Annotated in this window: 12 protein-coding genes; 7 read left to right on the forward strand and 5 right to left on the reverse strand. The window is 60.9% G+C overall.

Annotation, left to right across the window (positions count from 1 at the left end):
* Positions 1-3: 3 nt before the first annotated feature.
* Positions 4-3,123 (reverse strand): phosphoenolpyruvate carboxylase, encoded by a 3,120-nt coding sequence (gene ppc, locus LEPTO7104_RS0106715; RefSeq protein WP_026072442.1) that lies wholly within the window; start codon positions 3,121-3,123, stop codon positions 4-6.
* A 242-nt stretch (positions 3,124-3,365) separates the two neighbouring features.
* Entirely contained in the window at positions 3,366-3,599 is a 234-nt protein-coding gene (locus tag LEPTO7104_RS0106720) for a hypothetical protein (RefSeq protein ID WP_071527198.1), read from the reverse strand.
* Between the two features lie 418 nt (positions 3,600-4,017).
* Here LEPTO7104_RS0106720 and LEPTO7104_RS33015 point away from each other — a divergent pair, with 418 nt between their 5' ends.
* The 4 genes from LEPTO7104_RS33015 to LEPTO7104_RS0106740 all read left to right on the forward strand — a co-directional run bounded on the left by LEPTO7104_RS33015 (position 4,018) and on the right by LEPTO7104_RS0106740 (position 9,737).
* Positions 4,018-7,230, forward strand: a complete 3,213-nt coding sequence (locus tag LEPTO7104_RS33015; RefSeq protein ID WP_155523545.1) for a DUF1574 domain-containing protein — start codon at positions 4,018-4,020, stop codon at positions 7,228-7,230.
* Entirely contained in the window at positions 7,227-8,708 is a 1,482-nt protein-coding gene (locus tag LEPTO7104_RS0106730) for an MBOAT family O-acyltransferase (RefSeq protein ID WP_017297789.1), read from the forward strand. The genes LEPTO7104_RS33015 and LEPTO7104_RS0106730 overlap by 4 nt, the downstream gene beginning before the upstream one ends.
* Before the next feature lie 310 nt (positions 8,709-9,018).
* Entirely contained in the window at positions 9,019-9,342 is a 324-nt protein-coding gene (locus LEPTO7104_RS0106735) for a nucleotidyltransferase domain-containing protein (protein WP_017297790.1), read from the forward strand.
* 65 nt (positions 9,343-9,407) lie between these two features.
* Positions 9,408-9,737, forward strand: a complete 330-nt coding sequence (locus LEPTO7104_RS0106740; protein WP_017297791.1) for a HEPN domain-containing protein — start codon at positions 9,408-9,410, stop codon at positions 9,735-9,737.
* Positions 9,738-9,911: 174 nt separating this feature from the next.
* Here the strand turns inward: LEPTO7104_RS0106740 and LEPTO7104_RS33020 are convergent, their stop codons facing one another.
* Complete coding sequence (locus tag LEPTO7104_RS33020) at positions 9,912-12,362, reverse strand: tetratricopeptide repeat protein (protein WP_017297792.1); 2,451 nt, start codon at positions 12,360-12,362, stop codon at positions 9,912-9,914.
* Positions 12,363-13,019: 657 nt separating this feature from the next.
* Complete coding sequence (locus tag LEPTO7104_RS0106750) at positions 13,020-13,262, reverse strand: helix-turn-helix domain-containing protein (protein WP_017297793.1); 243 nt, start codon at positions 13,260-13,262, stop codon at positions 13,020-13,022.
* A 283-nt stretch (positions 13,263-13,545) separates the two neighbouring features.
* Between LEPTO7104_RS0106750 and LEPTO7104_RS33025 the strand changes: the two genes are divergently transcribed.
* A complete protein-coding gene (locus LEPTO7104_RS33025) occupies positions 13,546-13,827 on the forward strand; it encodes a hypothetical protein (RefSeq protein ID WP_017297794.1) in 282 nt (93 codons plus the stop codon).
* A 275-nt stretch (positions 13,828-14,102) separates the two neighbouring features.
* Here the strand turns inward: LEPTO7104_RS33025 and LEPTO7104_RS0106760 are convergent, their stop codons facing one another.
* Positions 14,103-15,824 (reverse strand): RluA family pseudouridine synthase, encoded by a 1,722-nt coding sequence (locus tag LEPTO7104_RS0106760; protein ID WP_225886938.1) that lies wholly within the window; start codon positions 15,822-15,824, stop codon positions 14,103-14,105.
* 186 nt (positions 15,825-16,010) lie between these two features.
* On the opposite strand from LEPTO7104_RS0106760, the gene treZ reads away from it, so the two are divergent.
* Complete coding sequence (gene treZ / locus LEPTO7104_RS0106765) at positions 16,011-17,849, forward strand: malto-oligosyltrehalose trehalohydrolase (protein WP_017297796.1); 1,839 nt, start codon at positions 16,011-16,013, stop codon at positions 17,847-17,849.
* A 63-nt stretch (positions 17,850-17,912) separates the two neighbouring features.
* Complete coding sequence (gene treY / locus LEPTO7104_RS0106770) at positions 17,913-20,702, forward strand: malto-oligosyltrehalose synthase (protein WP_017297797.1); 2,790 nt, start codon at positions 17,913-17,915, stop codon at positions 20,700-20,702.
* Positions 20,703-20,862: the final 160 nt, after the last annotated feature.

Here is a 20,862-nt window from a genome sequence, read left to right on the forward strand (position 1 = left end):
AAATCAGCCCGTATTTCGCATTCCCGCAGCGATGCCGTTGATGGTGAGCAGTGCGCCGCGCAGCAGCTCGCCCTGGCTGTAGCGCGATCGAATTACTCCTGTTGCCGCCTGGTCTTTGTACTGGCGCAGGCGCTTGAGCAGCGCCACCTGCAAAAAGCCCAGGGGCACAATGGTGCCGTTGCGCAGGTAGACCGATCGCTGCAAATCGGGGTCACCGTCGAGCAGGCGATCGCAGTCGGTAATCCGCAGCACCATGTCGCGGGTCAGATAAAACTCCTGGGAAATGGCGTCAAACAGCTTCAGAAAGCGCTCTTTGTCGTCGGGGTGGGTCAGCTCGCGCACGTAGTGCTCGGCAATTTGCAGGTCCACCTTGGCCAGGGTCATCTCGACCTTGGAGATCACCATCTTGAAGAAGGGCCACTTGCTGTAGAAGTAGCGCAGCACCTTGAGATGCTCCTCTGGCGCTTCATCCACAAATTCTTGTAGGGCGGTGCCAACGCCGTACCAGGAGGGCAGCAGAAACCGCGCCTGGGTCCAGCTAAACACCCAGGGAATTGCCCGCAGGCTGCCCAGGTCTTTTTTGCCGCCCCGCCGCGACGGACGCGAGCTGATCTGGAGCTGGCTGATCTCCTGAATGGGGGTGACCTGGTGGAAGAAGTTGACCAGGTCGGGCTGCTCGTAGATTAGCTGGCGGTAGTGGGTGCGGGAGCGGGTGGCCAGCTCCTCCATGGTCTCGTTCCAGGGCTGGATGTCGTCGACGCTGTTGCTCAGCAGGCTGGCCTGCATGACCGCCGTGGTTACGGTTTCGAGGTTGTAGAGGGCCAGGTCGGAGAGGTTGTACTTGGAGGCCAGCACTTCGCCCTGCTCGGTAATTTTGATGCGGCCTTTAATGCTGCGCCCCGGCTGGGCCAAAATCGCCTCGTAGGCCGGGCCGCCGCCGCGCCCCACCGAGCCGCCGCGACCGTGGAAGATGCGCAGCGACACCCCAAAGCGATCGGCGGTGGTTTGCAGCGACTGCTGGGCCTTATGAATTTCCCAGTTGCTGCTGAGAAAACCCGAGTCTTTGTTGCTGTCGGAGTAGCCCAGCATCACCTCTTGCAGGGGCACCGGTCGGGGCTGAGCCACCGCGCCGGGGCCGTCGCCAGCGGGCTGAGCCGCCTGGCCCTGAAGCATATTCAGGTAGAGGGGGATTTCAAACAGGGCCTGCATTACAGCCGGAGCGCGCTGGAGGTCTTCGACGGTTTCAAACAGGGGCACAGGCTGAAGGCTGCTCAGCTCGGTGGTAGGGTCGTAGAGGCCCGCCTCCTTGGCCAGCAGCAGCACTTCCAGCAGATCGCTGACGGTGTGGCTCATGCTGATCACGTAGCTGCCACAGATGTCGGGGCCAAACTCCAGGTGCAGCTGGCGCACCATGTGCAGGGTGGCAATGGTCTCGCGGGTCTTGTCGGAGAAGGGCAGATCGCGGGGGGTGAGGGGGCGTCGGGTTTGCAGCTCGCTGACCAGCCAGGCCACCTTGTCGGCCTCGGGCAGATCGCTGTAGGGCTGGGGCAAAATGCGCAGGTACTGGGTGATGTCGTCGAGGGCGTCGGAGTGGCGGGTGCTCTCCTGGCGCAGGTCGAGCTGGGCCAGGTTGAAGCCAAAAATTTCCACCTGGCAAACCAGGGTGCTGAGGTCCTGGCAGTTGAGCCCGGTGGCCTCGAGGTTGCGCTGAATCAGCCGCAGCTCGGCCAAAAACTCATGGCCGTAGCGGTAGATGGGGGCACCGCTGGGGTCGTTGGAGTGGTCGGCAAAGGGGTCGCTGTGGTAGAGCCGCTGACTGCGTTCGTGGGTGTTGATCAGCCGCTGCTTGATGTAGGCCAGCTTGAGACGATAGGGCTCCTGGCGGTAGCGAATGGCCAGATCGTCGTAGATTTCGGGCATTTTGACCTGATCCTGCTCCAGCGACTCCAGCAGCTCGGGCAGCACCTCGCTCCAGTGCAGCGACAGGCTGAGCAGCTCCACCAGGCGATCGACGGAGGCAATGTATTTGGTGAGCACCAGGTTGCGCTGGTAGCAGGCGGTTTTCCAGGTCACTTCGGGGGTGACGGAGGGGTTGCCGTCGCGATCGGCCCCCACCCAGGAGCCAAACCGGCAGAACCGATGGCGGGGCGGGTCTAACTCGGGGAAGGTGGTGGCGATCGCGCGATCGAAGCGCTGATACAGCTGGGGCAGCGCGTCAAACAGCACCACCTGGAAGTAGTGCAGGGTGTAGTCCACCTCATCGAGCACCGAGGGCTTAAACTGGTGCAGCTCGTCGGTGCGCCACCACAGGCGAATCTCCTCGGTGAGCTGCTCCTTGAGTTCCTCCATTTCCCAGGAGGAGGCCAGACCCAGCCCCTGGGCGCTCTCTTCGGCCTGGTCCATCTGGCGCAGAATGCTGGCGATGCGGCGCTGCTTGTCGCGGATGGTGTGGCGCACGATCTCGGTGGGGTGGGCGGTAAACACCAGCCGCACGTCGAGCTGATCGATCAGGTTTTGAATGACCTGGGGCGGCACATTGAGCCGCTTGAGGGTGGGAAACAGCCAGTGGAAGGTACCGGCCTCCTTGCGCCCGCCGGGGGCATCGGCCACGGTGCGGCTGAGCAGATCGCTCTGAAACAGGTTGCTGCCCGCCTCTGCATCGCCGCCGTTGGTCGCCCCAAAAAACGACTGGCCAACCCGCTGGGCCAGCTCTGAGGTTTCGTAGGCGGCCCGATACTGCTGCTGCTGCCCCCGCTGCTCGTAGTGCTGCTCGACGATGTTGATCAGCTGGAAGTACAGGGCAAAGGCCCGCGAAGCCCGAATGGCGTCTTCGAGATCGAGGGCCTCGACCACATCGACCACGGCCTTGACGCGGGCCTCGGCGGCGGTGGGGGCCTGCCCCTCGGGCGAACACATGCGCCGCAGCTGCTGCAGCAGCTTGAGCAGCTCGGGGCCGCAGGCGTGCTCCAGCACACTTTCCCAGAGGTCTTCCACCACCCGCAGCCGGTGACGCAGCAGCAAATCCTGCCGCGAGGGCTGATCGTCCATCGAGGCCGGGGGGCTAGGCAGGGTGGCTTCAGCTGCGGGCCGGGTATCCCCGGAGGAGTGGAGCATTGAACTCATGGGTATAACAGCAGAGAGAACGGGGATATCGCAAAGATTCTATAGGATTACCCTAGTCTGAAGAAGTTTATCTAGATGAACAAAATGAAAACGTTACAGCGCTACAGGGTCCAAACTAGGGCGCTACAGGGGCGTTGAGGGGTTGCTAAATTGTTTCTAAATCCTATTTTTGAGAGGGATTTTTGGCAGAGAGAATAGACCGCCTGCAGAGGGAATAGGTCGCGCCAAGATCGCGCCAAGATTCAGCTCTCCGCTGCGGTGCCGGAAGAGTTGGGCGCCATGGGCGGCATGTTTAGCGTGGGAAGTCGTTCTCCAGCAAACAGCTGCTCGCTGGCCAGGCCCGCCTGGGTGAGACCGTCAGCCAGGGCGCGGGTGGCCAAAATACCGAGTAGAACCGGAGGCACCAGCAGGCCCACCAACACTTCGGTGGGGAACCTGGCAGCCGAGGCCGGAGCAGGGGGGTTAGACAATGGCATAGGGCGGCGGAGATGAAGGAACCGAGACTGGGGCCATTCTCAGCGCAACAATGCGCAAAAAATATATCCTTTATTAGGCGGTGGAATGATCGCCTCCAGCTGACCGCTGAGATTACGGCCTCAGGCCAGCATTGGCGCACTATCATTGACGCCATTGTAACGACGCAATGGAACGCCGTTAATCACTAACATAGTAGACAAGTGGCCTCAGCGCGACCAGGCAGAGCCGGGGTTTTAGGAGGAATTTTTAGGCAATCGATGGGGCGAGTTAGCCAAGTTTTTGAAATTGTCCCCCAATAAGTCGGCTGATTGGCGCTGAAGTTGGTATAAATTAAACCGACTGTGCCGCAGCCAGAGCGCAATCTACCCTTCGGGAGCATGGCCTTAGCTTAGCCGTTACCCTGACCCTCCTATGCCTGTGCCCTTATCACACCCAACCCTTAGCACCAATTCGCCAGCGGCCAGTGTTCTTGGCTGGCTCAAGCAGGCTATGGGGTTGCCCGAGGCCGAGCTGCACATCAAGCTCAGGGGCAATATTCTCCACGTGCTGTGCGAGACGGCGGCGGCGCTAGACCAGTCGGCGGTGCTGCTGAAGCTGGTGCGATCGCTGCTCGAAGGCGGCGACGGGCTGGTGCGCCAGCACTATCCCCAGGTGTATCAGCTCTACGTCTACAGCCGCATTACCGGCAACCCCACCCCCGACTGGACGGCTCCCATCTACCTCAACCGGCTGGAGCGCCACCTGGCCCAGCTGGTGCTAGAAAACCAGGACGAAGCCGACCTGAAGGCGACCCAATCGCTGCTGGAGCAGTACACCCAGGGGCAGCCGGAGCTGGCCCTGGGCGAGGGCGGCAGCGGCGCGATCGTGCTCTCAAACCTGAGTCTGGCCCGCAAGGGCGACCCCGAGGCGATCGCCTGGTACCTGAGCGAAACCCTCAGCAGCCTGGATGTGGGCGTGTGGGTGAGCATCAAGGCGATTCCGGGCACCGCCCACCTGCACCGCATGGCAATTCCGGTCGGAATCGCTTCGCGCATGGCCCTGGGCGACAGTGCCCCCGTCGGTGCCTCAGAGACCGACGCCAGCGACGATTCGGGCAGTGACACCACCATTTCTCGCCTGTGGATTCTCTGTGAGGCCACCTACAGCCCCGACCCCTCACTGATTGCCCGGCCCACCGCCGAGCGGCTGCGGCAGCTCCAGCTGACCCAGTTCAAAGACGCGGTGCTGCTGCTCCAGGTGCGGGGCGAAACTCGACCCGACTGGAGCCTGCGCATCGACCTCACCCCGCCGGAGGAAATGCTGCGGGAGTGGGGCCGCTGGGGCGACACCGCCGCGATCGCGCGGCTGCTGTCGGCGGCCCTGGCCAGCTGGCACCTGGGGGTCACCGCCGAGCTGACCAACGGCACCCTGCACCTGATCTGCTCGCCCCAGAGCGGCGACCACGACACCCAGCAGGCCGAGGGGCTGGCGGCTCAAGCGGCCGTGACGGAGGCCCTGGCCACCCCCCTGCGCGATCTGGCCCCCCAGGGCATTCACCGGGCCGTGATCTACGGTCAGGCGGGGGCCGATGCGACCCCCGCCTGGGTCCACTACCTCGATTTGCCCGCCGCCGAGCACAGCGCCCTGGCCGACACCCCCGAGTATCTAGGCCAGACCGGCGACCTGCCTGCGATCGCGTTTTTGCTCACCCGGTTGCTCAACCCCAGCCTCGACGATCGCCTCGCTACCGGCGGGCAGCGGGTGCAGCTGCTCCAGCGCGACGGTCTGCTGCACGTGATGGTTGACGGCCCGGTGGCTCCCCGCCGCCGCCTGGTGGCCCCGCCCATTACCCGCTACCTGAACGACCTCAGCCCCATGGGCATTGAGGGGGTGCGCATCTACGGCAGGCGATCGGGGCAGTCGCAGCCCGCCTGGAGCTACGGCCAGGACTTTTTGGTGCGCCGCCGCCTGGTGCCCGAATCTACCCCCGAGTTCACCGCCTCCGACACCTACGTCAACGAGCTGCTGGTGCGCCCCGACGGCCCGGTGACCGCCGCCGAGGTCGCCGCCGACCCCGACGAGGAGGACATGGCCCTGGGCCAGTGGGTGCAAGACCTGCTGAGCCAGGGGCGTCGCCTGCTGCTGCGATCGCAGCTGCTGACCAGCGTTTCCCCCGAGCCGCCCAGCGACAGCACCGACAACCTGGCCAACCTGGGCCGCGCCGACGGGCTCAAAATTGCTGTGGTGTGGGGGGCCGTAGGAGTGCTGGTGGCGCTCCAGATCGACTGGCTGCTGGGCCAGGTGATTAGCCCCCCTGCCCAGCAGGCCAGGGCCGAAGCCGTGGCTTCCGAAACGTCGCCCACCGCCAATGCCGCCGCCGACCCCCTGGCCGACGACCTGGCCCAGCTCGACTGGCCCAGCGGACAGTCAGACAGCACCTGGTCCAGCGGCGGCTTCACCGACGAAACCCCCGGCGACCAGGCCAGCCCCAGTCAGCCCATGGTGGCCGTCGATGACCTGGTCGATCAGGCGACCTTTTCCACCTTCAACAGCCAGCAGATGAACGAAAAGCTGGCCCTCTACTACCAGCACCTGAAGCAGTCTGGCCCCCCCGATGTGATTATCGTGGGCAGCTCCCGCGCCCTGCGGGGGGTGGACCCGGTGGCCCTGCGCAAAGAGCTGGCCTCGATCGGCTACGACAACATCAGCGTGTTCAACTTCGGCATCAACGGGGCCACCGCCCAGGTGGTCGACCTGCTGATTCGCCAGGTGCTGACCCCCGACCAGCTGCCCCGGCTCATCATCTGGGCCGACGGCGCGCGCGCCTTCAACAGCGGTCGGGTGGATGCCACCTACAACGCCATTGTGGCCTCCCCCGGCTACCGAGAGGTGGTCAACCGGCGATCGCAGGCGGCTGAGACCGCCGCCACCCCCGCATCGGCTTCCGACTCAGCCGCCGGGACAACCTCGGCGGCCAGTGGAGACACCACCGCCGCCACCGCCACCGGGTCGCTGCCCAGCAGCTACGCCGCCATGGATGAGTGGCTGAGCGGCCAGCTGGCCAGCGTGTCGGCGGTGTACGGCGATCGCGATCGGCTCAAGAGCTGGTTTCAGCAGCGGCTGGTTACGGCCACCCCCAGCCCGAGCAACCCCAGCCACGAAGCTCTCGACGCCGCCATGCCCGAGGGCAGCACCATCGACTACGACGGCTTTTTGGCCCTCTCGGTGCAGTTTAACCCCGCCACCTACTACCAAGACTTTGCCCGGGTTTCGGGCCGCTACGACGGCGACTACGAAGATTTCCGCCTGGAGGGGCAGCAGTCCGAGGCCTTTGCCAACCTGCTCAGCTTCACCCAGGCCCAGGGCATTCCCCTAGTTTTTATCAACACCCCCCTCACCGACGAATACCTCGACGACTACCGCCGCGACGCCGAGACCAAGTTCTTGCAGCACATGCTCACCCTCTCCACCGCCCAGACCGGCTTTCTCTTCCGCGACTTTGCCCAGCTTTGGCCCAAGCGCTACGACTATTTCTCCGACCCCAGCCACCTGAACCGCTACGGAGCCTACCAGGTCTCTAGCGAATTGGGACAAGACCCGCTGATTTCCTGGCCGCGCCCCGCCGCCCCCGTCGCCCCCCCCAGCCCATGACCCTGCCCTCCCTGGTCTATGCCCTCTTTTTGTTCAGCGTTGTCGGCGTTTTTTGGGCGCTAGAATCGCTGCAAGCGCGGCTGTGGCTGCTGATCGCCAGCAGCCTGATCTTCTACGCCTCGCTACAGGTGCAGTACCTGCTGCTGATGGTAGCGGTGCTGATGGTGACATTCTTTATCGGCAATGCGATCGCCACTCCCCTCGACTGGCGCATTCCCAACCCCCGCTGGCAGCTGGCCGAGCGGGGCTGGAACCAGCGCCGCACCCAGCTGCTGTGGCTGGGCATCGGTCTGAATGTGGCCCTGCTGGTGGGCTTTAAGTACGCCGAAGGGCTGCTGCGGTGGCTGGGCATCGAGCTAAATGCCGCCCCCGACAGCATCCTGACCCGCATCGTCATGCCCCTGGGCCTGAGCTTTTTTGTCTTCGAGTGCATCGCCTACCTGGTGGATGTGTACCGGGGGTCTCCGGCGGCGCTCAACTTCTCTGACTTTGCCGCCTACAAGCTGTACTTTCCCAAGCTCATCTCCGGCCCCATCACTCGCTTTCACCCGTTTATTGACCAGGTGGAGCAGCAAAAGCCGCCGGGCATCAACACCGCCGTAGAGGGGCTGTGGCTGATTGCCTACGGGGCGATCAAAAAATTGCTGATTGCCGACCACATCGCCATTTTGGTCAACCTCAGCTTCGACAACCTGGAGCGGGCGGGCAGCGCCGACATTTGGCTGGCCACCTTTGCCTACGGGTTGCAGCTCTACCTCGACTTTAGCGCCTACGTGAATATCGCCCGGGGCAGCGCCCTGCTGATGGGCATCACCCTGCCGCAAAACTTTGACGCCCCCTACTTCACTACCAGCCTGGCCGACTTTTGGCGGCGCTGGCACATCACCCTGGGCGACTGGCTGCGCAACTACCTGTACTTCCCTTTGGGGGGGTCGCGGCGGGGGCTGGTGCGCACCTGCCTCAACCTGATGATTGTGATGGTGATTGCGGGCATCTGGCACGGCAACAACTGGGGCTTTTTGGTCTGGGGCGGCCTGCACGGGGCGGGACTGGTGGTGCACCGCCTCACCGTAGCACTGGGGAAAATGCTGCCCCGGCTGAAGGCCTTTTGGGCCACCCTGCCGGGTACGGGGCTGGGCTGGCTGCTCACCCAGGGGCTGGTGTTTTTTAGCTGGCTGTTCTTTCGGCTGCCCGAGCCAAAGCAGTTTACCCTGGCCCTGCAACGCCTGTGGGGCACCCCCGCCGATGCGCAGTTTGGCCAGCTGGTCTACCTAGAATCGCTGGGGTTTAGCTTTAGCCAGCTGCTGCTGCTGCTGTGGGGCGTAGTAGGGCTAATGGGCCTGTCGTACCTGGTTAAGCGGGGGCTAAAGCTAGAGCTGAGCTGGCCGGTAAAGCTGCTGCTGGTGCCCTTGTTTAGCCTGCTGGCCTGGCTGCTGGCCCCGGCGGAGACGCTGCCGTATATTTATTTCGACTTCTAGACTTCGAGTAGGTGGGCGGTGCGGTGCGGCTAGCTGGGAGAGGGCTATGGGTGGCGGGGATGGTGGGGCCGCGACAGCACCCTACGGGTGGATGGGATGCGGCGGCGGAGAAAGAAACCCGGTTTCTGGGGTTGAGGTGCTCGATTTTCTTTAATTTCTTCAAGCCAAGCAGACGGAGGATGCCGCCGATATCCAAGCGGCCCGTGCATCGTTGGCAACCGTTGCCACAGAAGGAACGGTGACGTGGGAAACGATCAAGGCTGATGTTGGGTTATGAGCGATCGCCTGGAGCTATTTGGATGAAATACCCATGAAGACTGATGTTCAGGCTGCTTTAGACACGATCGCGGCGCGGCTTGTGCAACAGTTTCAGCCGCTTAAAATTATTTTATTTGGCTCACAAGCCACGGGCAGGGCGACGCTAGAGAGCGATATTGATTTGCTGGTGGTGATGCCCCAAGTGGCTAGCAAGCGCCAAGCCGCCGTGGCGATGCGTCGGTGTTTGGCCGATTTGCCGATGGGTAAAGATATTATCGTCGCCACGCCAGAGGAGATTGCTCGTCGGGGTTATATCGTTGGCACGGTATTGCATCAGGCTATCACCGAGGGCAAGGTGCTCTATGAGCAAGCCTGAGCATCACCTTGAGGCCGCTAGATGGCTACGCTACGCCGCAGAAGATTTTGAAGGCTGCTGAGGTCATGTTAAGTCAGCTAGCTGGGGAACCCAGGCACGTTTGTTTTCTATCGCAGCAGGCCGCCGAGAAGAGTTTGAAGGCGGTGCTGATCTTTGAGCAAATCAAGTTTCCCTTTCGGCATGATCTGGATGAGTTGCGAAACCTGGTGCCAGAGAACTGGGCGCTCAGCGGCTGCCCCATTGATTTGGCGGAACTGACGGAGTGGGCAGTGGAGGCCCGTTACCCCACCGATGAGGATGACCCGATCTGGGAGGATGCCCAGCGGGCGATGGAGCAGGCGAAGGCTTTGTACGATGTGGCCCGCAGTGATTTGCAAACACGCGGACTGGGCTAAGGAATGGGTGGGCGGTGCGGTGCGGCCAGCCAGGAGTAGGCTATGGGTGGCGGGAGATGGTGAGGCCGCGACAGCACCCTACGGGTGGATGGGATGTTGCGATGGGAGAGAAACCGGGTTTCTGGGGTGAGGCGGAGGTATGGGGCGACAGGCAAAGAAACCCGGTTTCTGGCGTTACGATGTCATCCAACTTCTCAAAATTTCCAGGCCCTGTTGGGCAGACTGTGTGTCGGGGTGCCCTGGCCCCAGCAGCCTTACCCGAAGCTCTAGCGCCTGCACTAGAAGTGGCTCAGCCTGGTGGTATAACCCCTGATTTGCATACAACACCGCAAGATTGTTCAGGCTGGTGGCGACAGAGGGATGGGCCTCGCCGAGCAGCTGTTTCATCAGCGCCAGCGCCTCTTGGTAGAGCGGTTCCGCCTCGCTGTAGCGCCCCTGCGATCGATATAATCCCGCGAGATTGTTCAACCCAGTGGCAACATACGGATGATCATCTCCAAGTTGTTCTCTATGTATTTGAAGTGCCTGCTTCCTTAATGGTTCTGCTTTCTCATACTGACCTGTTGCTTCATAAATTCCTGCTAAATTGCCATAGCTTATTGCCACATCGGGATGGGCCTCGCCGAGCAGCTGTTTCCTCAGCGCCAGCGCCTCTTGCAAGAGCGGTTCCGCCTCGCTGTAGCGCCCCTGCAATTCGTATAATGCCGCGAGATTGTTCAGGCTGGTGGCGACAGCGGGATGGGCCTCGCCGAGCAGCTGTTTCTTCAGCGCCAGCGCCTCTTGGTAGAGCGGTTCGGCCTCGCTGTAGCGCCCCTGCAATTCGTATAATGCCGCGAGATTGTTCAGGCTGGTGGCGACAGCGGGATGGGCCTCGCCGAGACGATCGCGCCCGTTTTGCAAGGCCAGTTCAAACCACGACCCGGCCTCGCGAAAGGCTCCCTGGCTGTAATAAAACATCCCAACTCCGTTAGCAGGGTTGATGCCATTCTCACCAGGCAAAAACTGCTGCCAGGTCGTTGCGGCTTCTTCAATGTGGGGAATCAGCGGTGTGAGCCGTAAGATTTCATCCTGAGTTTGGGTTTGACCAATTTGGTTAGCAGCCTGGGCAATGGCAGTGCAAAAGGCGTGTTGCAGCGGTGCAGTGCTGTCTAGGTTGGCAAATCGCACCCGTAAGAATTCTTGAATCAGCGGATGCATCTGATAGGTTTCTGCACCAACACGCTGTAGTAAACTGTTTTGCAGCAGCTTATTGCGCTGCTGCCGTAGGGCGGGCGTTGGCACATCAGATAAACAGGCCTGCACCCACTCCCAGGCAATAGGTGTTACGGCAAACAGACACAGCAGAGTGGCGAGGGTTTGGCTAGCTTCGTCTAGCCGTCGCAGACTGAGTTCAAAGGCTTCGGCTACCCCTAGATTAGCGGTCCTATTAGCCGCAGACTCGTCTTTTAGCAGGGCATAGGCATAGGTACGCATTTCATCTAGCTCGGCCTGCACCTCTAAAATGCTTAAGTCTTCATCTAGCTCCAGGTAGCGGCCTACCAGTTCCAGCGCTAGGGGCAAATATCCTAGCCGAGCACATAGGGCGGTAGCATCGACCAATTGAGCATCAATGCGGTTTGACCCAACAATAGAGCGCAACAAATCAAGAGCTGCGTCTCGGTTGAGCACATCAATCTCAAGGCTGTCTATGCCCGAGAAGCGCTGTCGCGTAGTGAGCAATACTCGAAATTGCTCTGTCTGAGGTGGCAAGTAGGGCTGGATAGTGGCAAAGTCGGCCACATCGTCGTAAACGACCAACATTGCGGATGGCGCTAGGGGCCATTGTGCCCACACGTAGGCCACCTGGTCAGCCAACTCACCCTCGGGGGTTGACATCTCAACGGTTTTTGCAAACCGGACAATCTGGCTGGCAACATCTTGATCTCTGGCTTGCAGCCAGCAGATGCCGCCAGGGTAGGTGCCCTGGTCGCGGTGGTACAAGGCATATTGCAGAGCCAGCTCGGTTTTGCCAATGCCCCCCATGCCACGCAGGGCAGTAATGGCCACGCGATCCGACTGATGGAGTTGGGTGTGCAGGTTGGCGAGATCAGTTTCGCGGCCCACAAACTCTACCGCGCCGCTGCGGGGCAGGTTGTGGGGCACGGCCACCAGGGCGCGAGTCGCCGGAACCAACTCTCCCAGCCGCTCGATCAGGCGATCCATATCGTCCTGAAATTCGAGGGCCGAGCGGATCGGCAGGTTTTGGCGGTAGGCCAGGGGTTTCAGACTGTCGGGCAAGTCCTCGGCGGCGGGGTGGGGGGCATTGTTCACCAGCAGCGGCAGGATGGGAATGTCACGGCCCAGGGCCGTTTCGATTTCGCGCCGCACCCAGTCGTCGGGCTGGTGCAGGCGGCGGTTGCCCTCAGCATCCACTGCGTTCAGCCATCCGGGGCCAATCACCACCACCAGCACCCGGCAGGCGTTCAGGGCTTGGTGAATGTCGTCTCGGTAGTCGTTGCCCCCACGGATGGACAGGGCATCGCGAAACACTTCCCCCGCCCCAAAGCGCTGCTCCAAATGGTCGTAGATGCGCCCGGTAATGTCGGCGCTGTCGCTGATGCGGTAGGAGATAAAAATGCTGGGCATCGGTGGCAGGGCTAGCGGCAGCGGCGGTGACGGAGCGGTTTGGTCAATCTTAACCTCAGTCTTCAGCCCCAGAGGGCGAGATTCCGAGCGGTTTGCTCCAGGTTTCGAGAAATCTGCTCGGCGTGCCGAGTAATTTTCTCGAAACGCCGAGTAATTTTCTCGAAACGCCGAGTAATTTTCTCGAAACGTCGAATAATTTTCTCGGAGCGCCGAGCAATCTACTCCAAATGCCGAGTAATTTTCTCGGAACGCCGAGCACTTTTCTCGAAGCACCGAGTTATTTACCCCAAATGCCGAGCACTTTTCTCGAAGCGCCAAGTTATTTACCTCAAACGCCGAGTTTTTTGGCCAAAACGTCCTAAAAGCAGCCCGTAGATTGGGTACCGCCAGCCCTGTCAAGGCGTCCCAAAGATAAAGGTTTTAGTCCATCAAACCCTCCGAAAGCTTGATTAGGCGTAGGGTGCGTTCCCGGCCCTAGGCCAACTCGGCGAGGGTGCGGTGCGCTTTGCCCTGGCCGTAACGCACCGCTTACGTCAAGCGAGATGCTCGATACAGTGAGTGGTGCATTGCGGCCCAAAGGCAGAATCTGTGAGGCTTTGCGCGGATTTGTGGGCCGGGAATGCACCCTACGCGTGGAGTAAGCTGCGATCGCCCCGTTCAACCCGATGCAAAGCTATCGGGCAAGTCCTTTAATGCCTTACCGTGCTCTAGCAATAGCGCATCCAGAGCCTTCATTTGAGCAATGGTGAACGATGGCACGCTATCGCCAGTCTCCCAACGGCTAATGGTGCGGGCTGAGGTGCCGATTCTGCGGGCAAAGTCTTCTTGAGACATGCCCATCTCTTCCCGCAATTTCTTCAGTGGCGATTCTTCCATGTCAGCCGTAAGTTGCCTTGCCATCCGTGAGAGAAACAAGACACATTGTCTAGACAGGTTGACAAATAGACTAACTGTCTAGACAATGTGTCTAGTTGGCGATTAGCAGAGAAGCCTAAATTCCCCATTGACGGAGGTTTGCGGGGTTCCTGCTGTCGTGCCCTATTCTACCGTTACCGATCATGTTCTTTCGCCATCTGCGATCGCGGGGGCCAGTTTTTGCTGCCCGTGCACCCGTAGCTACAGACGTTGCATTGGGCGCAAGCATTGCGCCCCGACGAAATAACCCTCGTTAAGGAAGCTTGAAATGCTGCAAACTCAATCGTTTTGCTCGCCCCCGGCAGTCGAGGCGGCCCAGGCTCTGCTGCTCAAAAACCCGATCGCGGTGGTGCGCCACCGTCGCCTGCGACACTATCTGGTTGGCTCCCCCGACGACACCCAGCACGCCATCGATCGCCTGCACCTGCTGGGCTACCTGGAGCGGGTGAACTGGAGCCACGCGATCGACATCCCCGAAAGCGGCCTGATCATTCGCCCCGATGCGGGCGATGTGTTGCGCTACAGCCAGCGCGATCGGGCGCTGGGGTGACGGAGTTGTTGGGTGGTGCTTGGGTAAGAGCATCGGCTGTTGTAGCGCAAAATGGGGGTCAAAGCCAGATCTGTCGCTGGGGCCATTTTGCTGGCCCCAGACCCCCGTCAACAAGGACGTTCCGTCGTCCTTGACCTCACGGAAAGGATTGGCTGATCATCGGTTTAAACCTATGCTTTGCCAGTCGACTGGTTGGAGACAAGTGTACCTGGCATCTAGAAGTAGGGTGGGCAGTGCCTACCACTGTAGAAGCTGCTCTCTAAAGGCATTCTCAGCTAAAACGGTACGGCGGAGTTTATGAGAATTGCGGCCTGGCTGTGGGGATGGGTAAATTGCAGCGATTGGGCGTGGAGGTGCAGGCGCTGCCCCGGTTCGCTGTGGCCGTAGAGGCGATCGCCTGCGATCGGCGCATTCAGTCCCTGGGGATGGGCGGCGTGGACGCGGAGCTGGTGGGTGCGCCCGGTGAGCGGGTAGAAGGCGATGCGGGTGAAGTCGCCCTCGCGGTGCAGCACCTCAAACCTGGTTTGGCTGGGTTTGCCCTGCGGCCAGTTCACCTGCTGGCGGGGTCGCTGGGTCGGGTCGCCCCACAGCGGCAGGTCGATGATTCCCGATGATTTGGCAACCTGGCCCACCACGATCGCCTGGTAGGTTTTGGCCACCTGGCGCTGGGCAAACTGCTGGCTGAGCTGGCGGTGGGTGTCGGCATCGAGGGCCAGCAGCAGCAGCCCAGAGGTGTCCTGGTCGAGGCGGTGGACGGGTTGCAGAAAGGCCCCCTCGGGCAGCGTCAGGCGCAGGCGGGAGAGGGCGCTGTCGGCGCGATCGCGGTAGCGCCCCGGCACCGACAGCAGCCCCGCCGGTTTCTCCACCGCAATCAGCCAGGGGTCCTGGTATAGAACGGTAATCTCAAGCCCTTGGCATGGGTGCAGGGGCGCAGCAGGGTGCGCCCCTGCGGGGATGGTTGCCGTTTGCAACACCTGGGCCGACAGCCCAGAGAGCAGAAAGCCCATGATTGGCTGGCAGCGATCAGCGCAGGCACCGTAAAATTCGCCCGCCCGTCTATCGCCCTGGGCTGGTCCCCACCAGAACTCGGCCATGGCCAGGGGTTCCAGACCGTACTGGGCGGCGGTGTGCAGCAGCTTGGGGGCGCAGCAGTCGCCCGTGCCCGTGGGCAGGTTTCCTCCCCGCGCCAGGGCCTGGATGGGGAGCGATTCTCCGGCAAAGTTGGTCAGGGTATAGGCGGCGTGCATGTCGGCCTGGAGCTGGCGCGAGAGGTCGCGGCGCTGCTGCCTGAGGGCGGTGATTTCGGCATCGGCGCTCTGGAGGGCGGCCTCTAGGGGGGCGAGGCGATCGCGCCACTGCCGCTTGAACCGCCGCCGCTCGGCCTTGTCGCCCCGGCTCTGCTGTCTCAGGGCGGCGAGGGCTTCTGCAAGAGGTTCGCCTGTTAGCGTGTCGGTCAGGGTTTGGCGCTGAAGGTCGCGGGCTTGTTTGCGATCGCGGTGCCGCTGGTTCAGAATGTGGCGATCTGCCTGCTGCTGCTGCTGCCAGCGGGCATAGGTGTCCTGTTCTGGCAAGCGCTCCAGCACCAGCAGGCGGTCTTTGATGGTCCGCAGCTGGTCGAGGGTGCGGGCCTCTTGCAGCGCCACCTGCGGTCGCCCCGGTAGCGGCGGCACCCAGCCGGCTGACGGCCCCTGCCACAGCCCCGAAAATGCCCTCAGCACCGCCAGCTTGCCCGTCGGGGTCTGCACCAGCAGCACGCCAAACATTTTGCCCTCGGCCAGAGTCTCCCCGGCGAGCTGGGCCATGAGCCCCTGGGCCACGGCCCTGGCCAGGGCGCTGCGGGGCAGCGTGTAGGCCGCCCCCGTGCGAGGGCAGTAGCCCCAGTAGTGGTAGTCGGCCCCGGCGGCGGGCCGCTGGGCGGCGGCGATCGGCGCTCCGTCGAGCCAGGCGGTGGGGGCATGGAGCAGCGAGTCGAGCACGGTCAAAATACGGCAAAACAAGGCAGGGGTTCTGAGGTAATTTAGCCTTTTTTAAGGGTGCTCACCATGGGGCTGGAGTCGACTTCAGCGCAGCGGCGGATCTATCTAAAAGGAGATTGGAAATTAGCTCGGCCCTGCTAGAGTTATCGAGCGTGATGCTTGAGTCTAAGCGTCGAGATTTATTGTGCTGGCTAACGACTATTTCCTATGATTACAGACCCTAAAATTGGGGCCATTCTCCAGGCCGATGGTCGGTGTCGATTTACACTTTGGGGTCCCGAGATAGACTCCGTTGAGCTGCGGCTGCAATCGCCTAAAAAAGCAGCGCTGCCGATGCAGAAAAGTAAAGATGGCTACTGGTCAGCTACGGTCGAAAACGTAACTGAAGGCACGCAGTATTTATACAGTATCAATCAGTCAGAAGATCTCTGGCCCGATCCGGCGTCTTTCTATCAGCCTGAGGGGGTACATGGCCCCTCGGCGGTGGTCAATCTACACAGCTATGAGTGGGGCGATCGGGCCTGGAAAAATATTCCCTGGACCGACTACGTTATCTACGAACTGCACATCGGCACCTTTACCCCCGAGGGCACCTTTGAGGCCGCGATCGCCCAGCTGGCCGATCTCAAAGCCCTGGGCATAACCGCGATTGAAATTTTGCCGGTGGGGCAGTTTCCGGGCGAGCGCAACTGGGGCTACGACGGCGTGTTTCCCTACGCCACCCAAAACTCCTACGGCGGCCTGGAGGGGCTACAGCGCCTAGTCGACGCCTGCCACCAGCAGGGTCTGGCAGTAATTTTAGATGTGGTCTACAACCACTTTGGGCCGGAGGGCAACTACACCGGCAGTTTTGGCCCCTACACCACCGACAACTACAACACCCCCTGGGGCAACGCCATCAACTTTGACGATGCCTGGTGCGACGGCGTGCGTCAGTACTGCATCGAAAATGCCCTCTACTGGCTGCGCGACTTTCACATCGACGGGCTGCGGCTCGACGCCATTCACGCCATTTACGACTTCAGCGCCAAGCATGTGCTGGCGGAGATGCAGGAGGCGGTAGACGCGCTGGCAGGCCAATTGGGCAAGCCCCTCTACCTCGTCGCCGAAAGCGACCTCAACGACAGCCGCATCATTCGCCCCGCCGAGCAGGGCGGCTATGGCCTGACTGCCCAGTGGAGCGACGACTTTCACCACGCCCTGCACACCCTGATCACGGGGGAGCGCTACGGCTACTACGAAGATTTTGGCAGCAGCGAGGCGCTGGCGACGGCCATCCGCGATCGCTTTGTCTACAGCGGCAAATATTCGCCCTTTCGGCGGCGGCGGCACGGCAACTCGGCCACCGATCTGCCCTCGCAACAGTTTGTTGTGTGCGCCCAAAACCACGACCAAATTGGCAATGCCAAGGGCAGCGATCGCCTCTCCAAAATTGTGCCCTTTGAAGCCCTCAAGCTGACCGCCGCCGTTTTGATCACCTCCCCCTACATTCCCCTGCTGTTTATGGGCGAAGAATATGGCGAAGAAGCGCCCTTTAACTACTTTATTGACCACGGCGACTCTGGCCTAGTCGAAGCGGTCTATGAGGGCCGCAAGCGCGAATTTAGAGCCGCCCACGGATTTGGCGAACCCGCCCCCGCCCACGAGATTGCCACCTTTGAGGCGGCTAAGCTGAACTGGGCACTGCGCCAGGAAGGGCAGCACAAAACCCTGCTGAGCTTCTACCGGCGGCTGCTAGAACTGCGGCGGCAGCTCAAACTCGGCGCGCCCTCTTACTCTAAAGATATAGAAATGACCAGCGATGAAGAAAAACAGGTGATTGTCTATCAGCGGGCGATGGCCGAGGGGGCGCTGCTGTGTCTGATGAACTTTAAACAGGCTAAGGCCAATATCGACATCGAAACCCCTGCCCATCCCTGGGTATTAAAGCTAGATTCTGCCGCCGCCGAGTGGGATGGCCCAGGCTCTTCTCTAACTAAAAAAATCACTGAGGCGCAGTCCTTAGAGCTTGCCCCCCTCAGCTTTTCCCTGTACTGGATTGCGTAGTTGCGCTGGTCAACGTCAGCCCAATGTCTGGTTACTTAAACTCCTCTTTTTTTGGAACTCGCCATGCGTATTCCCGCTGCCACCTATCGCCTTCAGTTCAATCCAGAGTTTGGGTTTGCTGCGGCCCAGGGCATTGTCGACTATCTCAAAAACTTAGGAATTTCAGACCTGTACGCATCGCCCATTTTTAAGGCGCGCAAGGGCAGTACCCACGGCTACGATGTGGTTGACCCCACCCAACTCAACCCCGAACTCGGCGGCCCAGAAGCGTTTCAGCCGCTAATTGAAACCGTGCACAACCACGGCATGGGCTGGCTCCAGGACATTGTGCCCAACCACATGGCCTACGACGGTCAAAATCGCTACCTCATGAATGTCATGGAGTACGGCCCCGACTCGGAGTATTTCAACTTTTTTGACATTGAGTGGGAAGGCCCCGAGGAGATGGGCGATAAGGTACTGGCGCCCATGCTGGGGGATTTTTACGATCGCTGCCTGGAGCGGGGCGAAATTCAGCTCAGCTACGACGAGTCGGGGCTAAGCGTCAACTACTTCGGCCTCAAATTTCCGGTGCGCATTGAGTCCTACGGGCGATTTTTGAGCTACCAGTCGGGGCGGCTGGCGCAGTATTTAGACCGCAGCGATCGCACCTTTGTCAAAATTTCTGGCATTCTTTACCTGGTCAAAAATGCCATTGTCGACCTCAAGGGGCGGGCCTATTGTGAACAGGCCCAGTTTGCCAAAGGGCTGCTGTGGGACGTGTACCAGGACAGCGACGAGGTGCGCGAATTTATCGATCAAAATCTGATTATCTTCAACGGCACCCCCGACGAACCCAAGAGTTTTGATCTGCTAGATGAGCTGCTGTCCGAGCAGTTTTATCGGCTCTCCTACTGGAAGGTGGGGGCAGAGGAGCTAAACTATCGCCGGTTTTTCACCGTCAACGAGCTAATTTGCCTCAAGGTCGACAACGAGCGGGTGTTTCACCAAACCCACGATCTGATTATTCAGATGGTGAAAGGTGGCCAGTTTAGCGGAGTTAGAATCGACCACATCGACGGCCTGTACGACCCCACCCGCTATTTAGATCGGCTGCGCAATCAGCTGGGCGACACCTACATTGTGGTCGAAAAAATTCTCGAAGCAGAGGAAACGCTGCCTGCAGCATGGCCAATTCAGGGCACCTCTGGCTACGAGACGCTGGTTCAGCTAAACGGCATTTTTTGCCAGCAGGACAATCAGGATCAGTTCACCCGCATCTACCAGCAGCTGACCGGTGAAACTACCCCCTACGCCGAACTGGTCAACGCTAAAAAACGCCTGATTGCCGACACCAACCTGGTGGGCGACATCAACAATCTGGCCCGCTTTTTAAAGCGGGTCTGCCAGCAGTATCGCTACGGTCGAGACCTCACCCTGTACGGCCTGCGTACCGCCATTGAGGAAGTCTTAATTGCCTTTCCCATCTACTGTACCTACGCCAACAAAGCGGGCATTTCCCAGCGCGATTTGGCCTACGTAAAAGAGGCGATCGAAGTCGCCCGCAGGCACATTCCCCAGCTGGTCAACGAGCTAAATTTAATCGAAAAATTTCTCTCCCTGAACTATGAAGGCTCTCTTCCCAACGAAGAAAAAGCCCAGTGGCTCCACTTTGTGATGCGCCTGCAGCAGTTTACCGGCCCGCTGATGGCCAAGGGCTTGGAAGACACGCTGTTCTACAGCTACAACCGCTTTATCAGCCTGAACGAGGTGGGTGGGTCGCCGGGGCAGTTTGGCCTTTCCGTCAGGCAGTTTCACCAGCGGCAGCAGCAGCGCCAGCAGCAGTGGCCCCACGCCATCAGCGCCACCTCCACCCACGACACCAAGCGCAGCGAAGACGTGCGGGCGCGCCTCAACGTGCTGTCTGAACTGCCCTCCGAGTGGGAGTCCGCCGTGAATACCTGGCGCAGCCTCAACGGCAGCCACAAAACCGTAGTGCATGACCAGGTGGTGCCCGACGCCAACGACGAGTATTTTCTCTACCAAACCCTGGTGGGGACGTTTCCCTTCAACGACGATGAGCTGCCCGGCTTTGGCGATCGCATCGCCGACTACGTGGTCAAAGCCGTTCGCGAGGCCAAGGTGCACACCGCCTGGCTGCGCCCCGACGCCGACTACGAGGACGGGTTTGTGGCCTTTACCCGCGCCATTCTAGACCCTGGTGAAAACAATGCGTTTCTCAAGGCGTTTCGTCCGTTTCAGCAGCGCATTGCCGACTACGGCATCTACAACTCCCTGGCCCAGGTGGTGCTCAAGCTGATGCTGCCGGGGGTGCCCGACCTCTACCAGGGCCAAGAACTGTGGGACTTTAGCCTGGTGGACCCCGACAACCGCCGCCCCGTCGACTACAACCTGCGCCGCCACTGGCTGCACGAACTCCAGCAGTGGGCCGAGGGCGATCGCGCTGGCCTGCTGCAAAACCTGCTGGAGTACCGCCGCGACGGACGCATTAAGCTGTGGGTGACCCACTGCGGCCTGACGGCGCGGCGGGCCTACCCCGACCTGTTTGAGCAGGGCGACTACCAGCCGCTGTTTGCGCGGGGAGAAGCCGAGGAGAGCGTTGTGGCCTTTGCGCGGCAGTGGAAAAACCAGTGGGTGGTGGCGATCGCCCCCCGCTTTCTGACCAGCCGCATTGAGGCTGGCGACTACCCGATTGGCAAAGCCTGGGCAGATACCACCCTGACGCTGCCTGGCCATGGGCAAAGCTGGACGAATTGGATCACGGGAGAAGCCGCGATCGCTGAAGACGACATCCCCCTATCAACCCTGCTGGCGACTTTTCCAGTGGCTATTTTAATCGGCGAAGCTGGCTAGAGGGCAGCTGCCGACGGCCCATCCCTCCGCAGTCGGCAGCTAAATCTTGGCGGTGGTAGGGCAGCTAAGCCCGACTACGGTTAGCTGCGTTCTTGCCAGCGCCGGGACTGGGGCCTAAAAACTGGGAACTGTAGGAAGGCTCAACTCCCAACATTTACGA

The sequence above is a fragment of the Nodosilinea nodulosa PCC 7104 genome (assembly GCF_000309385.1).
GTDB lineage: Bacteria > Cyanobacteriota > Cyanobacteriia > Phormidesmidales > Phormidesmidaceae > Nodosilinea > Nodosilinea nodulosa.

Bases quoted from the DNA above. Each gene is read 5' to 3' on its own strand.
- treZ (WP_017297796.1), top strand. From the start codon at position 16,011: ATGATTACAGACCCTAAAATTGGGGCCATTCTCCAGGCCGATGGTCGG.
- LEPTO7104_RS33025 (WP_017297794.1), top strand. From the start codon at position 13,546: ATGCTGCAAACTCAATCGTTTTGCTCGCCCCCGGCAGTCGAGGCGGCC.
- LEPTO7104_RS0106750 (WP_017297793.1), bottom strand. From the start codon at position 13,262: ATGGCAAGGCAACTTACGGCTGACATGGAAGAATCGCCACTGAAGAAA.
- LEPTO7104_RS0106720 (WP_071527198.1), bottom strand. From the start codon at position 3,599: ATGCCATTGTCTAACCCCCCTGCTCCGGCCTCGGCTGCCAGGTTCCCC.
- LEPTO7104_RS0106740 (WP_017297791.1), top strand. From the start codon at position 9,408: ATGTTAAGTCAGCTAGCTGGGGAACCCAGGCACGTTTGTTTTCTATCG.
- treY (WP_017297797.1), top strand. From the start codon at position 17,913: ATGCGTATTCCCGCTGCCACCTATCGCCTTCAGTTCAATCCAGAGTTT.
- ppc (WP_026072442.1), bottom strand. From the start codon at position 3,123: ATGAGTTCAATGCTCCACTCCTCCGGGGATACCCGGCCCGCAGCTGAA.
- LEPTO7104_RS0106735 (WP_017297790.1), top strand. From the start codon at position 9,019: ATGAAGACTGATGTTCAGGCTGCTTTAGACACGATCGCGGCGCGGCTT.
- LEPTO7104_RS0106730 (WP_017297789.1), top strand. From the start codon at position 7,227: ATGACCCTGCCCTCCCTGGTCTATGCCCTCTTTTTGTTCAGCGTTGTC.
- LEPTO7104_RS33020 (WP_017297792.1), bottom strand. From the start codon at position 12,362: ATGCCCAGCATTTTTATCTCCTACCGCATCAGCGACAGCGCCGACATT.